Source organism: Streptococcus urinalis 2285-97 (assembly GCF_000188055.2).
Lineage (GTDB): Bacteria > Bacillota > Bacilli > Lactobacillales > Streptococcaceae > Streptococcus > Streptococcus urinalis.
Window position 1 is genome coordinate 744,778 of sequence record NZ_AEUZ02000001.1, and the last position, 13,914, is coordinate 758,691.

Below are 13,914 nucleotides of genomic sequence, written 5' to 3' on the forward strand. Positions count from 1 at the left end.
GAGGAAATAATTATGAGAAACAATAAAATACAGGATTCATGTACAACGATACTAGTAGGAAAGAAAGCTTCTTATGATGGATCAACCTTAGTTGCAAGAACAGAAGATTCACAGAGTGGCGATTTTACTCCTAAACACTTTTTAGTAATCAAACCAGAAGATCAACCGCGACATTATAAATCTATTTTGTCATCATTTGAAATTGACTTACCCGACAATCCAATGACCTATACAGCTATACCTGATGCTTTAAGAAAAGATGGTATCTGGGGAGAAGCTGGCATTAATGAAGCTAATGTAGCCATGAGTGAGACAGAAACCTTAACAACTAATAGCAGAGTATTAGGTGCAGATCCTTTTGTTGAATCTGGTATTGGAGAAGAAGATATGTTGACTTTGGTTCTACCATATATCAAAAGTGCGCGTGAAGGGGTTTTACGACTTGGTGAACTTTTAGAAAAATATGGAACATATGAGCCTAATGGTGTAGCTTTTTCTGATGTTGATGAAATCTGGTGGTTAGAAACAGTAGGTGGACATCATTGGATTGCAAGACGTGTTCCAGATGATGCTTATGTTGTGAATCCTAATCAGCTTGGAATTGATTATTTTGAATTTAATAATTCAGATGATTACTTGTATTCATCTGATTTGCGTGATTTTATCTCAGAGAATCACTTGGATCTAACTTATTCACATGAACATTTTAGTCCTCGCTATGCTTTTGGTAGTCAAAAGGATAAAGATAAACACTACAATACACCTAGAGCTTGGATTGCCCAAAAAGTTTTAAATCCTGAATTAGAACAAGATCCAGAAAGTTTCTTTTTACCTTGGCAATTAAAGCCATACCGTAAAGTCACAATAGAAGATATCAAATATATTTTAAGCAATCATTATCAAGATACCCCTTATGATCCATATGGAAATAAGGGTAATCTAGTAAGTCAAAGAACGTACAGAACGATTGGAATCAATAGAACAAGTCAAACAGCAATTCTTCAAATGCGTCCTGATCAATCATATGAAACAACAGGTATTCAATGGATCGCCTATGGTTCAATGCCTTTTAATACTATTGTTCCTTTCTTTACTAAAATTACAGAGACGCCAACTTATTTTAATAACACAAGTGAAAATGTTTCAACAGATAATTTTTATTGGATGAATCGTCTGATTGGGGCATTGGCAGATGCTCATTTTGCTGCACATCAAGATAAAATTGAAAGTTATCAAGAAAGAACAATAGCTAAAGGACATCAGCACATAAAAGCAATTGAAAAAGCACTTCAAAATGGTCAAACAATTGATTTTAATCAAGCAAACCAAACAATGAGTAATTATATCCAAAGAGAAACTCAAATGTTATTGAATGAAATTTTATTTGATTCAAGTAACTTAATGACAAATCGTTTTTCATTGAGTGATTAGAAAAAAAGCCTTAAAAAGCAATAGCTTTAAGGCTTTTTCTATTTAAAATTATAAATCCTTGCAAAAAACTTAAAATGTGTTATACTTAACCAGTAAAACTTTAACTAGTTAATGAGAAGGAGGAATCATGAAAAAGAAATTTCTTTTAATGATCAGTTTAGTTGGCTTAGTTTTTTCTTGGCAACTGATGCAAATTAAGCAGGTCATGGCAGACAGTAAGGTTAAGGTTGTGACAACCTTTTATCCTGTTTACGAATTTACAAAAGGAGTAGTGGGAAAAGATGGCAATGTTTCAATGTTGATTAAAGCAGGTATTGAACCACATGATTATGAACCATCTACAAAAGATGTTGAAAAAATACAAGACGCTGATGCTTTTGTTTATATGGATGACAATATGGAAACTTGGGCAAAAGATGTTAAAAAATCAATTAAAAATGATAAACCTGCAATCGTAAAAGCAACAGGAAATATGCTTCTACAAGCAGGTACCGAAGAGCATGAACATGAAGAAGGTGAAGAAAAGTCAGGACATGAAGGTCATCATCACGAATTTGATCCACATGTTTGGTTATCACCTTATCGTGCAATTTCTGTCGTTGAAAATATTCGTGATGGATTGTCAAAAGCTTATCCCGACAAAGCTAGCACATTTAAATCAAATGCAGCAGCTTATATTGAAAAATTAAAAGAATTAGATGCTGAATACACTGCAGAACTTTCAAATGCTAAGCAAAAAAGCTTTGTAACACAACACGCAGCCTTTGGTTATTTAGCACTTGATTATGGTTTAAATCAAGTTCCAATTAATGGTTTAACTCCAGAAGAAGAACCCTCACCAAAACGCATTGCTTCATTGACAAAATACGTTAAAAATAATGATATTAAATACATTTATTTTGAAGAAAATGCATCAAGTAAAGTTGCTGAAACTTTAGCTAAAGAAACTGGGGCAAAATCAAAAGTATTGAGTCCTTTAGAAGGCTTAACAGAAAAAGATATGAAAGCAGGCAAATCATACTTTACTGTTATGCGAGAAAATTTAAAAGCTCTTAAATTAACGACAGATGTTGCTGGTAAAGATATTAAACCAGAAGAAGAAACCAATAAAACAGTCTATAATGGTTATTTCAAAGATAAAGATGTTGAAAAACGTTCATTGTCAAACTGGAGCGGCAAATGGCAATCTGTTTATCCATATTTAGAAGATGGTACTTTAGATGGTGTTTGGGATTTCAAAGCTAAAAAATCTAAAGGTGAAATGTCAGCAGCTCAATATAAAGAATATTATACAACTGGATATAAAACAGATGTTAGCAAGATCACGATTGATGGCAAAAAGAAAACAATGACTTTTGTTAAAAATGGTAAAAAAATGACATTTACCTATAAATATGATGGTTATAAAATTTTAAAATATAAAAAAGGTAACCGTGGAGTACGTTACATGTTCAAAACAGAAGATAAAAATGCTGATGAATTCAAATACGTTCAATTCAGCGACCATGCCATTAAGAATGAAAAAGCAGAACATTTCCATCTCTATTGGGGTGGAGAAAGCCAAGCAAAACTTCTTGAAGAGTTAGAACATTGGCCAACTTACTATCCTGCTAAATTAACAGGACATGAAATTGCACAAGAAATTGTAGCTCATTAAAAAAAGACAGCAGGTTTTCCTGCTGTTTTTATGTTAAATCATAAATAAAAAGCTAAGTAAAACTTAGCTTTTTCAAAGTAATGCTTATTTGAGACCGTATTTTTTGTTGAAACGATCCACACGTCCATCTGCTTGCGTGAATTTTTGACGTCCAGTATAGAATGGATGTGAGTCTGATGAAATTTCAACACGGATTAATGGGTAAGTTTCACCTTCAAATTCAACAGTTTCTTTAGTTGGTTTAGTTGAACCACTAAGGAATTGGTAACCAGTTGTTGTATCTAAAAATACAACTTGACGATAGTCAGGATGAATGTCTTTTCTCATCTTTTAAAAATTTCCTTTCTGCCATAACACTTTTGTGTCATAGTTATTAACTATTCTAGTTTATCAGAACTTATGTCTTTTGACAAGACTTTTCTATTAAAACATTATGATTTATGATTTTTCACAAGTTCTTTAAGTTCATTGTAAATTTGATCATTCTCTTTAGGACCACTTGAATTAGCACCACTAGCTAAAGGATGGCCTCCACCATCATGTTTTTTTGCCAAATCATTAATGACAACAGTTTTACTTCTTAAACGAACCCTATAAGTACCATCTTCTTGTTCGACAAAGACAATCCAGGATTCAACAATATCGATCTTTCCAGGACTACTTACGATTGCAGAAGATTCTGCCGGAGACACTTGATAAAAGTCTAATATTTCCTTTGTCAAAGTAACCCTAGCAGCACCATTTTCATCAACTTCTAAATGATCAAAAATGTAACCCTGTAATTTTGCGATTTTATAAGGGAAAGAATCCATTTGACGAGCCATAGCTGAAAAATCAAACTGATATAGCCTTAACTCGCCAGCAATACGAAACGTCTTACTTGTAGTAGCTGGGTATAAAAAGCGACCTGTATCACCTACAATCCCACAATAAAGTAGCCTTGCAGCTTCATCAGAAAATCTTAAACCACATTGTAAAGCAAAGTCAGCTATTATTTCGCTAGCACTTGATGCATTTGTTTGTACATAACTTAAATCACCATATGGATCATCATTGGGATGATGATCAAGTTTAATGAGATATTGACCATTTTGATATCGTTGATCGTCGATTCTAGGTCTATTCGCAGAGTCTGTCACAATGACTAAGGCATTTTCATAATCTTCATCGTTTACCTTATCCATTAATGCTAACCATGATAAACTAGGTTCATCAAAACCAGTCATTAATATTTTTTTAGTAGGATAGTTAACGCATAATAACTCTTTTAAACCAGCTTGACTACCAATAGCGTCAGGATCAGGATTTTGATGTCGGTGTATAATAATTGTATTATATGCTTCTATTTTATGTAGTAATTCTGTATAGTCTATCATGTTTTTCCTTTATTAATTATCATATCAAGATGTGGTATGTTATCTTCTAAATAGATGTCTGAAATAGCTTTAAATCCAAATGTTTGATAAAAACTTTGCAAATATTCTTGCGCTTGGATATAAACAGTTTGATCTGGGAACTGTTTATTACAACATGCAAGTGCTCTTTTCAAAAGTTCTTTAGCTAGGCCATGCTCTCTATATTCTTTAGGAACTAAGACACGACCTATTTTGATTTCATTTTGAGTTTCAATGATGCGACAATAAGCATATAAAGTGTTATTTTCCATTTTAAAAAGATGAATGGCATTTAAATCCTCATAATCGATTTCAGTATAGGGACATTCTTGTTCAACTACAAAAATATCTACTCTATTTTTAAAAATTTGAAAAATTTCTCTTGGGGCTAATTCATCAAATTCTTTTGCAAACCACATACTCTCTCCTTAACAGTATATCATAAGTATTATGTTAGCATTTAAAAATATTAGGAAGAGTAATCACTACTCATTTAAAAATCTTATTTTATAGCTTTATATTCAACTTCTAGACCACGCTTAACTGCAGGACGATCTGCAATATTCTTAGCCCATTTTTGTAAATGTTTATATGATGTAACATCTAAAAATGTACTAGCATTATCCCAGACTTTATCTAAAGCCAATCTTCCATACCATGACCAAATGGCAATATCTGCAATAGTGTAGTCATTACCTACGATGTAATCTTTATCCTTCAATTCTTTATCTAAAAGGTCCAGTTGTCTTTTAGCTTCCATTGCAAAACGGTTAATAGCATATTCGATTTTTTCAGGAGCATAGTGGAAGAAATGTCCAAAACCACCTCCTAAGAAGGGAGCTGCACCTGTTTGCCAAAAGAGCCAGTTTAAGACTTCTGTCTTGCCTAGAGTATCTTTTGGAATTAATCTGTCATATTTTTCTGCAAGATAAAGAAGAATTGAAGCTGATTCAAAGACACGAATATCATTTTCTTCTGATTGATCAAGCATAGCAGGTATTTTTGAATTAGGATTGATAGCAACAAAGTCAGATCCGAACTGATCACCTTCACCGATATTGATCTTAAATAAATCATAGTCTGCTTGTAAGCCCAATTCTTTAAGTTCTTCAAGCATTATAGTTGCTTTAATGCCATTTGGGGTTCCGGTTGAGTAGACTTGAAATGGTTTCTTACCTTTTGGTAATTTTTGTTCAAAACGTGAACCAGCTGTTGGTTGGTTTAAACTTCCCCATTGTCCACCCATTTCTTTTGGTGCTTCCCATTTTGTTGGTAATTGATATTGACTCATATGAATAGTCTCCAATCTATTATTTTTCTTCATACTATCAAATTTTTAGATTTACTTCAAAAATTGGGAATAAAATTCGATAAATATAAATCGTACTATTCTTAATGAGCTATTTGTCCTGATGATTTAACAAGAAAATTATGATAGAATAGGGTAAATTGAATTATTTTTGGAGGATAATATGGCATTAGCTAAAATCGTTTATGCCAGTATGACAGGAAATACTGAAGAAATTGCAGATATAGTTGCAAGTAAATTGGAAGAACTAGGGCATAATGTTGAAGTTGATGAGTGTACTACTGTAGATGCTACAGACTTTGAAGATGTTGATATTGCTATTGTTGCTAGCTATACTTATGGTGATGGTGATTTGCCAGATGAAATCGTTGATTTTTACGAAGATCTTCAAGATGTTGATTTATCTGGAAAAATATTTGGTGTCATAGGTTCTGGTGATACTTTTTACGATTATTTTTGTAAATCTGTTGATGATTTTGAAGAGCAATTTGCTTTAACAGGTGCACAAAAAGGTGCGGATTCTGTAAAAGTTGATCTTTCAGCAGAAGATGAGGATATTGAAAATCTTGAAGCTTTTGCGGAGAAAATTTCAAGTCATTTTAACTAGAGTAAATAAAAGTTAAGGTTCATCTTAACTTTTTTGACTTCTTGTTGTTATTTGGAAGGAAACTATCAATAATGAAAAAAGAATCATGGGAGCAAGACTTGAGTGCTATTAGAGATGATATCGATCTTCTTGATGATAAGTTATTGAGTCTTATTGAAGAAAGAATGTCATTAGTTACAAAAATAGGCTTAATAAAAAAACAGCATCATTTGACAAGTCTAGATCAAACAAGAGAAATTAAGATAAAACAACATTTAGAAGAAATGATTGAAGATAAGTCAAAAAGTAATTATATTATACCTATTTTTGAAACAATAATGGCAACTTCAAAAGCTTTTCAATCAAATGAAATAATAAGGGATGATAGAAAAAATGATTCCAATTAGAGATTTAAAAGCTATAAAAATTAAAGTTTTAGTACAGCTATTCATTGTTGCTTTACTTATTGGTATTGTTGTAGGTGTTATTGATACTGTTTTTGGAAGAGTATTATTAGTATTAACAAGTACACGAGATCATAATCCGCTTGTCTTTCTTCCATTTTTACCGATTATTGGTTTGTTGATTGTCTACTCATATCAGCACTATGGCGGTCTTGCCAGTAAAGGGATGGGATTACTTTTTCAAGTTAGTCAAAACAAAGAGAAGACTATACCTAAAAGATTGATACCATTAGTGATGTTATCAACCTGGGCCACTCATTTATTTGGTGGTAGTGCCGGACGTGAAGGCGTTGCTGTTCAATTGGGTGCAACAATCGGAAGTTGGTTTCATCAGAAATGGCCTAATCAAGTTTCTTCAAAAGTTCTACTAGTAACGGGAATGGCAGCAGGTTTTGCTGGTTTATTTCAAACGCCAATAGCAGCTGTTTTCTTTGCTTGTGAAGTTTTTATTCTTGGGCAAATCGAAATACAAGCATTATTTCCTGCAATTATTGCCTCTTTTACATCCAGCTTCGTTTCACATCAATTAGGTTTAGAAAAGTTTTCCGTATTTGTTTCAAAATCTGTCAACCTCTCACCAATTATATTCGTAAAACTAATTATTTTAGGATTTATTTTTGGTTTAGTTGGAAATTTATTTGCCTTTTCATTGGCTCGATTAAAAAAATTTTGGTCAACTCAATTGGTAAATCCTTATAAGAGAATTTTTATTGGTGCCCTTTTTTTAACGGCTTTACTAATTATCTTGTATCAAGGAAGATATGCTGGATTAGGAACCAATCTAATTTCTCAGTCTTTTAGTCATTCTCATATTAATCCATACGATTGGTGTCTAAAACTTTTTTTAACTGTTCTAACAATCTCCATTGGTTATCAAGGCGGTGAAGTGACGCCATTGTTTGCAATAGGTGCCACATTAGGTGTGACACTTGCACCAATTTTTGGTCTTCCAGTTGAAGTAGTAGCATCGCTTGGCTATATTGCAGTTTTTAGTAGTGCCACAAATACTTTTTTAGCACCTATTTTTATCGGAGTAGAAGTTTTTGGGAATTCTAATATTTTAGCTTATTTCTTAGTTGTTTCATTTGCCTATTTAACAAATAGAAACTATTCTATATATGCAGATCAAGAAAGTTTGCTGTGAATTTCTCTAGACATTTTAGTATATTTATGATATTATTAACTTCGTGTGTAATGGACGCACAGAATTAGGCTAATCCGCTGGGACAAGCACCTATGATTGGTAAGATAGGAGAATAAAAAATGAATCCATTAATTCAAAGTTTGACTGAAAGTCAACTACGTTCTGATATCCCTGAGTTCCGCGCTGGTGACACTGTTCGCGTACATGCGAAAGTTGTTGAAGGTAACCGTGAACGTATCCAAATTTTCGAGGGTGTTGTTATCTCTCGTAAAGGTCATGGCATTTCAGAAATGTATACAGTACGTAAAATTTCTAGTGGTATTGGTGTAGAACGTACATTCCCAATCCACACACCACGTGTTGCAAAAATTGAAGTTGTTCGTTACGGTAAAGTCCGTCGTGCTAAACTTTATTATTTACGTGCTTTACAAGGTAAAGCTGCACGTATCCAAGAAATCCGCCGTTAATCTGCAGATTGGAAAACTCTTTCTTAGGAAAGGGTTTTTTAGTTTATCTCTTAAAATGAATATGTTAAGATAATTTTAATAAAATAGATCAATTTTAGAGGTTATGATAATGTCAGATTTTCCTTCAGTAATGTCTAATTTACGTAAAGAAATAGTAAGAGTACCAGAGGCAATTAAACAATGTACTGGAATTTCGATTTATGGTCGTTTAATTCGCTCAGTTATCTTTTCGACAGATGTTTCTATAATTGCAAATAATAATGCGGATGCAGTTTTGGCAGTTTACCCATTTACACCAAATCCAGCTATATTAAAAAGTATCATGTTAGTTTCTTCGGTACCCGTTTTTGCAGGAGTTGGAGGTGGTCTGACAAAAGGTTTTCGTTCTGCAAATATGAGCCTTTTTTCAGAATCAGAAGGTGCATTTGCTGTTGTTTTGAATAGTCCAACAGATGTTAAAACAATAAAACAAGTCAATCAACTCATTGATATTCCTATTATTTATACAGTTACTTCAGCTGATGTGGATTTAAAAAGTAGAATAGAAGCTGGTGTAGATATCTTTAATGTTAGTGGTGGATCTGAAACAGTTGCTTTTGTATCTAAAATAAGAACTGAATTTCCAGATTTTCCCATCTTAGCTACTGGCGGACCAAGTGAGTCAAGTATAGAGGCAACTATAGCTGCTGGAGCAAATGCGATTTCGTACACACCTCCTACAAATAGTGAATTATTTAAAAAGAAAATGGAAAGTTATCGTAAGCAACTTTCTAAGAAAAAATAAACTTGCAAAGCCTCTCTATCTAATGTAAAATAGAATAGCTGAGTGTCCCCTTAGTTCAATGGATATAACACCTCCCTCCTAAGGAGTAGTTGCTGGTTCGATTCCGGCAGGGGACATATAAATAATGTTAAAAGCCTTTATTTAAAAGGCTTTTTGTTTTATTCAATTAAATTTAGGGGCACAAAAGGGGCAGTTTGATTATTTATCAATTCTTTCATATTAACAGTAGTGTGACTGTAAATAGATAATGTTGTCTTAGGGTCTGAGTGTCCTACTCTATCCATAATTGCGTTTAGAGGTATACCTTTTTCTGCCAAAAACGAAATGTGCGAATGCCTGAATAAATGTGTGTGGTAATCACCGTAAATTTTTAGGCGCTTATTGATATACGCATTTAAAATTGGCAAACCTTTTGAGTTTGGGAAAACAAATTCACTCATTTTATTTTGTCGATTAATGATTTCTATAATGTTATCAGATACCGAAATTTTCCGAGTTGATTTTTTGGTCTTTGTTGTCGTGATTTCTCTAGTGTGGAAATCGTAAGTCGCATTAATCAAAATTTCTTTATTTTCAAAATCAATCTTGTCATAAGTCAAGCAAGCTAATTCACCGTACCTCATTCCAGTCAAAAACATTAATAAAACGATATCTGAGAGTTTTTGTTCATCATTGGCTATCATTCTACCGCAGAGGTCGTAAACCTCGTTAGAAGTTAAATAAAGTACCTTTTCAGGCATATATTCTTCTTTTGGTTTAGGGACTAAAACATTGTCGGTTGGATTGCTTGTCAAGTAGTCCATTTGTATAGCATAAGCAAAGATAGCATGTAGTCTTTTTCTGCATTTGTGCGTAACATGATAAGAATTGTTTTTTAATAGTTTTTCAATAAGCAGTCTGACATCACGTTTAGTTAGCTTGCTAATAATCGTTTCATCTGGCAACACGGTTGCTATATGACTGTCAGACACTAAATAACCACGTTTTGTGGAATCTTTGACCGTCGGAATCCATTGATTTAAATACTCACGCTTTAATTCACCATATGTCATTTCGGAATGATCTCGTGTAGCAAGCTTATCTTCAATTTTTTCTTGCAAGATAAGATTAGCTTTTTTCTGCGCTTGGCTCGAATTTTTATCTAATGTGACAGACACTTTTTTGTATTTTTTGGTCAATGGGTCAGTATAACGTTCAATATATTTAAACTTTCCATTTGATAATTCTTCAATCCACATTGATAAAACCTTTCATTTTTGCTAAAATAGAGTACAAGAAAAGCATCTAAACTAGTCGAATTCGACCGGTTTAAACATCTTTTCTAAACGTAATTGCCTTACACTCAAAGATTGCCGTCTGGAGAGTGTAGGGTGTTTTTTGTTATAAATATAAAAAATAAAAGCCACACTCTTTTGAGTATGGCTTACTGTCTGCTAGAGACAACGTCTTCTTTACTGCTCGCTAGGAGCTATGTAATTGTAGTATAAGCCATTATTTTTAAAAAGTCAATAAAAGCCTTATTTTCCTAAGTTAACTTGCAATTGTTGCTTATCTGAAAAATTAAGGACCTCGATATTATATTCTTTCAAAGCAATTAAATGATCGTCTTTAATATTTTGATATCCTTCATCGCTTACAATAATGTAAAGTTGTTCTTTATCACCATATTCATTTTTTCTAAACTCTGATGTATCGAGCCAACTTGAAAGAATTGTATCTACTTGTTGTTTTGTTATATTATTATGAACCCTAGCAATTTTTGATATCCCTTTACTCATGAATACAAAATTAAATCTATGTTCTAATCTAGACTTTCCAGCTATAGAGAAAGCAGGAAAAACATTATAGGAATCATTTTTCATAAAGTAATTTTTTACGTCATCTAAAAATTGAGATTTTACGTTATTTGGGTGTAGTTGTATAAAATCATAAACATTGATTAAAAGTTGAGTCATATCATGGATAGTTTGTCCAAGGTTTTTTTTACTAGTGTTTCTTTCGATAGATTCTCCGACAAGTTCAAAACCATTGTACTGTAGAAGAGAAGAAAATAAGTCTTTTCTTCTACCTTTGTTTGACATATCTATACCGTTGATAGAAAGGTTCCATAAAGTATAAGAATTATCTGTAATCGTTAGTATTCTTCCGTTTGTTTTAACTGAAAAGCTAATAGATTCTCCAAAAGGATCAACGAAAGGAGTAATAACTTCTGTATGGTCAGCCGAGATTTCGTTAAAAACAGCATTTTCATACACGAAATCCAAATATTCTTTTTTTATTTCATTTGCATTCATTACAGACTCCTTTCTTTTTATTGATTATAACAAATCTTGTTGAATTTTGATAGAAGCAGATTCTGGATTGTTTACATTCGTAAACTCTAAGAGGTTTGACAAATTTTCTAAAAAGTCATCACTGTTTTTTATGGATTCATATGGTAAGGGGTAAGTTTTATAGTGAGTAGTTTCATCACCTTTCAAGTAATACTCTTTTTCAGAAAAAATATTAATTCTATTCCCCCAGACCCGTTCTCCGTTTGCGTTCTTATGAAATTTATTGTTTAAATTAATTCTTAAAAGAGTATAATTGTGTTCTGTTTCTCTCAAATGAAAAACTTTACTATTATCACTATAGAAATAGTTTAAAATAAATCTGGTATTATTTATACCGACAATATCTATTTCTCCTTTACTATTATTAGTAATAACAACATTATGATTTTTTGCTATTGTTTTTATCATCTTGATTAGTTGGTAGGCTTGATCATCATTAATCAAAAGTTCCTTCATTTTTTCTCCTAAATTAAATTCCTAAATTCTTCAACAACCATCTGCTCATCACAGATGGTTTTTAAACTGGGTATTTCCCAGTAACTCTACCAATAATCCTAAAGTCGCTATTAGCATCAATCGGAATATCCTCGTACTTGCTGTTTAGACTATGTAGAAACGCTCCGTTTTCGTTAATAAGCAACTGTTTAATATAAGCATCTCCATAGTATTCAAATACACCAATATTGCTATCTGAAAGTTCCACAGATAATTTTACAAATACGTAGTCACCAGAATAATACTCTGGTTCCATAGAATCGCCATAAACCGGTATGACAAAATCAGCGTCATAATCGACTGGCAATTCAATCTGTTCAACTTGTACATCATTTAGATACTGCCCTGTACCAGCAGAAACGGGGTGGTCGTAATAATTATAGGTATAGTATATAATTTGAGGTTCGTTTACTGTATTCTTACTGTTTTCTACTGTATTTTGTTCAGATAAAAGATTTTCACCGTAACTTATCCAATCACTATGACGAGGTTCTTTGAGCTCTTCATCTAGTAGAGCGACTTTGTTGTTGATATTAGGAGCAGTAGAAGTTTTGCTTGATTTAAAACGAGGGTCGATATCTGATTTTAATACTCCGAAAAAATCAGCTATTTTTTGAACGTTACCAGGTATTGGCAAGGATGTTCCTTTTATATATCCTGTCAAGGTGCTAGGCGGAATGCCCGTTCCTCTAGACACATCAATCTGCTTCCTGTTTTGAGTAATCAAGAAGTGATTTATGTTGTTAGAAATTATTTTCATATACTCTAAATCTTGAGGAGTTAACTTTCCTCTGCCTCTAGCCATTAATTTATCCTCCTGTTGAACATCTACCTTAATTATAGCGTATTAAATCGTATTTTGAAATAAAAAAATATAAAAAATTACGATTTTTTTCGAAAAACAGTTGACTTTCGAATTAATTCGTATTATAATTAAATCAAGCTTAAGGAATTAAGCAAAACGAAAGGAGGTACAGCTAATGAAATCTAGGCTAAACAAAAAGCCTAAACACAAAGAACTAGAAGTCGAAATCAAGATTCTTTGGTTTAAGCTTAGGATTCACTACTCAATAGAGTGGTGACAATACCAAGAGGGCTAAGAAGCCCTCTCCCCTAACGGGGTAAGTTTAGTTTAGCACATTGGCTGTATCTCCGCAAGAATGAAAGGAGAGTAAATGGATTTATTGAAAGTAGGTGGCATGACCTATAACGTTGTTATTCAGGAGCATTTCAAAGCTTATGATGATGATAGAAATCTCTGGGGGTATTGTGATTACGAACAACAAATCATATATATTCGTGAGTCATTATCAGAGCAAAAGAAAAAGCAAGTGCTAGTCCACGAACTAACACATGCTATTCTACATGAAGTTGGCTACAAAGAACAAGATGAAGAACTTGTTAGTCGTTTTTCAATCGGTCTACATCAGGTTCTTAAAGATAATCCAACGCTTACTTTTCAGTCCTAACACCTTTGAACTTTCCACCAGTAGTTTTCGTGTCCATAAACTTGCCAGTAGATGTGTCACGCTTGGTATAAAGTCCAGTTTTAGGGTTATGAGACTGAGAGCGACCTTTGACGGCTCCGATACGACCGCCGCCTTTAGGGCCATTTTTCGCCATGACTTATCCTCCTTTCCACTAGGATAAGTTGATTATAACATTTTTAGGAGGTACAAAATGAATTGGAAAAAACTAATGTTTGGCGATCTAGAACACACGTTTACTAGTCGTGATGGTAAGGAAAAAACAAGTATTGAATTTGAAGGCGGCGTATTGCCAGCACTGTTAGTGTTAGGCGGTATCGCTTGGCTGATTGCTTGGTTTATTACAAAATAAAAAGCCCGTTA

The 13,914-nt window shown here is 33.1% G+C and carries 18 protein-coding genes and 1 tRNA gene; 10 read left to right on the forward strand and 9 right to left on the reverse strand.

What is annotated here, in order from left to right; all coding sequences use genetic code 11:
- The first annotated feature begins 12 nt into the window (after window positions 1-12).
- On the forward strand, window positions 13-1,431 hold the full coding sequence (locus STRUR_RS03725; RefSeq protein ID WP_006739719.1) for a C69 family dipeptidase: 1,419 nt from the start codon (window positions 13-15) through the stop codon (window positions 1,429-1,431).
- 127 nt (window positions 1,432-1,558) lie between these two features.
- Entirely contained in the window at window positions 1,559-3,088 is a 1,530-nt protein-coding gene (locus STRUR_RS03730; protein WP_006738972.1) for a zinc ABC transporter substrate-binding protein AdcA, read from the forward strand.
- 84 nt (window positions 3,089-3,172) lie between these two features.
- Here the strand turns inward: STRUR_RS03730 and STRUR_RS03735 are convergent, their stop codons facing one another.
- The 4 genes from STRUR_RS03735 to yghU form a co-directional block, all read right to left on the reverse strand.
- Window positions 3,173-3,415 carry a type B 50S ribosomal protein L31 gene (locus tag STRUR_RS03735; protein WP_006738818.1) on the reverse strand — a complete coding sequence of 81 codons (243 nt, stop codon included), beginning with the start codon at window positions 3,413-3,415 and terminating at the stop codon, window positions 3,173-3,175.
- 104 nt (window positions 3,416-3,519) lie between these two features.
- Entirely contained in the window at window positions 3,520-4,464 is a 945-nt protein-coding gene (locus STRUR_RS03740; RefSeq protein WP_006740108.1) for a DHH family phosphoesterase, read from the reverse strand.
- Window positions 4,461-4,901, reverse strand: a complete 441-nt coding sequence (locus STRUR_RS03745; protein ID WP_006739423.1) for a GNAT family N-acetyltransferase — start codon at window positions 4,899-4,901, stop codon at window positions 4,461-4,463. The genes STRUR_RS03740 and STRUR_RS03745 overlap by 4 nt, the downstream gene beginning before the upstream one ends.
- Before the next feature lie 83 nt (window positions 4,902-4,984).
- Window positions 4,985-5,773: a glutathione-dependent disulfide-bond oxidoreductase gene (gene yghU, locus STRUR_RS03750; RefSeq protein WP_006738827.1), complete on the reverse strand. Its 789-nt coding sequence runs from the start codon at window positions 5,771-5,773 to the stop codon at window positions 4,985-4,987.
- A gap of 181 nt (window positions 5,774-5,954) precedes the next feature.
- Here yghU and STRUR_RS03755 point away from each other — a divergent pair, with 181 nt between their 5' ends.
- The 6 genes from STRUR_RS03755 to STRUR_RS03780 all read left to right on the forward strand — a co-directional run bounded on the left by STRUR_RS03755 (window position 5,955) and on the right by STRUR_RS03780 (window position 9,352).
- Entirely contained in the window at window positions 5,955-6,398 is a 444-nt protein-coding gene (locus tag STRUR_RS03755; protein ID WP_006740364.1) for a flavodoxin, read from the forward strand.
- Between the two features lie 71 nt (window positions 6,399-6,469).
- Entirely contained in the window at window positions 6,470-6,784 is a 315-nt protein-coding gene (locus STRUR_RS03760) for a chorismate mutase (protein ID WP_006739764.1), read from the forward strand.
- The gene (locus tag STRUR_RS03765) at window positions 6,759-7,985 is read left to right on the forward strand and encodes a chloride channel protein (RefSeq protein ID WP_196792559.1); all 1,227 of its coding nucleotides are present in this window, start codon (window positions 6,759-6,761) and stop codon (window positions 7,983-7,985) included. Before STRUR_RS03760 ends, STRUR_RS03765 begins: the two co-directional genes overlap by 26 nt.
- A 119-nt stretch (window positions 7,986-8,104) precedes the next feature.
- On the forward strand, window positions 8,105-8,452 hold the full coding sequence (gene rplS, locus STRUR_RS03770) for a 50S ribosomal protein L19 (RefSeq protein WP_006739149.1): 348 nt from the start codon (window positions 8,105-8,107) through the stop codon (window positions 8,450-8,452).
- A 109-nt stretch (window positions 8,453-8,561) separates the two neighbouring features.
- Complete coding sequence (locus STRUR_RS03775; protein ID WP_006739464.1) at window positions 8,562-9,236, forward strand: beta/alpha barrel domain-containing protein; 675 nt, start codon at window positions 8,562-8,564, stop codon at window positions 9,234-9,236.
- A 44-nt stretch (window positions 9,237-9,280) separates the two neighbouring features.
- Window positions 9,281-9,352 (forward strand) — tRNA-Arg (locus tag STRUR_RS03780).
- Window positions 9,353-9,394: 42 nt separating this feature from the next.
- Here STRUR_RS03780 and STRUR_RS03785 read toward each other — a convergent pair.
- The 4 genes from STRUR_RS03785 to STRUR_RS03800 form a co-directional block, all read right to left on the reverse strand.
- Complete coding sequence (locus tag STRUR_RS03785) at window positions 9,395-10,474, reverse strand: tyrosine-type recombinase/integrase (protein ID WP_006740075.1); 1,080 nt, start codon at window positions 10,472-10,474, stop codon at window positions 9,395-9,397.
- A gap of 279 nt (window positions 10,475-10,753) precedes the next feature.
- On the reverse strand, window positions 10,754-11,530 hold the full coding sequence (locus STRUR_RS03790; RefSeq protein WP_006739744.1) for a DUF1828 domain-containing protein: 777 nt from the start codon (window positions 11,528-11,530) through the stop codon (window positions 10,754-10,756).
- A gap of 24 nt (window positions 11,531-11,554) precedes the next feature.
- Window positions 11,555-12,025: a DUF6978 family protein gene (locus STRUR_RS03795; RefSeq protein WP_006740293.1), complete on the reverse strand. Its 471-nt coding sequence runs from the start codon at window positions 12,023-12,025 to the stop codon at window positions 11,555-11,557.
- Between the two features lie 61 nt (window positions 12,026-12,086).
- On the reverse strand, window positions 12,087-12,869 hold the full coding sequence (locus tag STRUR_RS03800; protein ID WP_006738573.1) for a LexA family transcriptional regulator: 783 nt from the start codon (window positions 12,867-12,869) through the stop codon (window positions 12,087-12,089).
- Window positions 12,870-13,239: 370 nt separating this feature from the next.
- On the opposite strand from STRUR_RS03800, the gene STRUR_RS03805 reads away from it, so the two are divergent.
- Window positions 13,240-13,533, forward strand: a complete 294-nt coding sequence (locus STRUR_RS03805) for an ImmA/IrrE family metallo-endopeptidase (protein ID WP_000364978.1) — start codon at window positions 13,240-13,242, stop codon at window positions 13,531-13,533.
- Here the strand turns inward: STRUR_RS03805 and STRUR_RS11690 are convergent.
- Window positions 13,517-13,687 carry a hypothetical protein gene (locus tag STRUR_RS11690; protein ID WP_001097075.1) on the reverse strand — a complete coding sequence of 57 codons (171 nt, stop codon included), beginning with the start codon at window positions 13,685-13,687 and terminating at the stop codon, window positions 13,517-13,519. The genes STRUR_RS03805 and STRUR_RS11690 overlap by 17 nt on opposite strands.
- A gap of 57 nt (window positions 13,688-13,744) precedes the next feature.
- Here STRUR_RS11690 and STRUR_RS11695 point away from each other — a divergent pair, with 57 nt between their 5' ends.
- Complete coding sequence (locus STRUR_RS11695) at window positions 13,745-13,903, forward strand: hypothetical protein (RefSeq protein WP_006738568.1); 159 nt, start codon at window positions 13,745-13,747, stop codon at window positions 13,901-13,903.
- The last annotated feature ends 11 nt before the right edge of the window (window positions 13,904-13,914 follow it).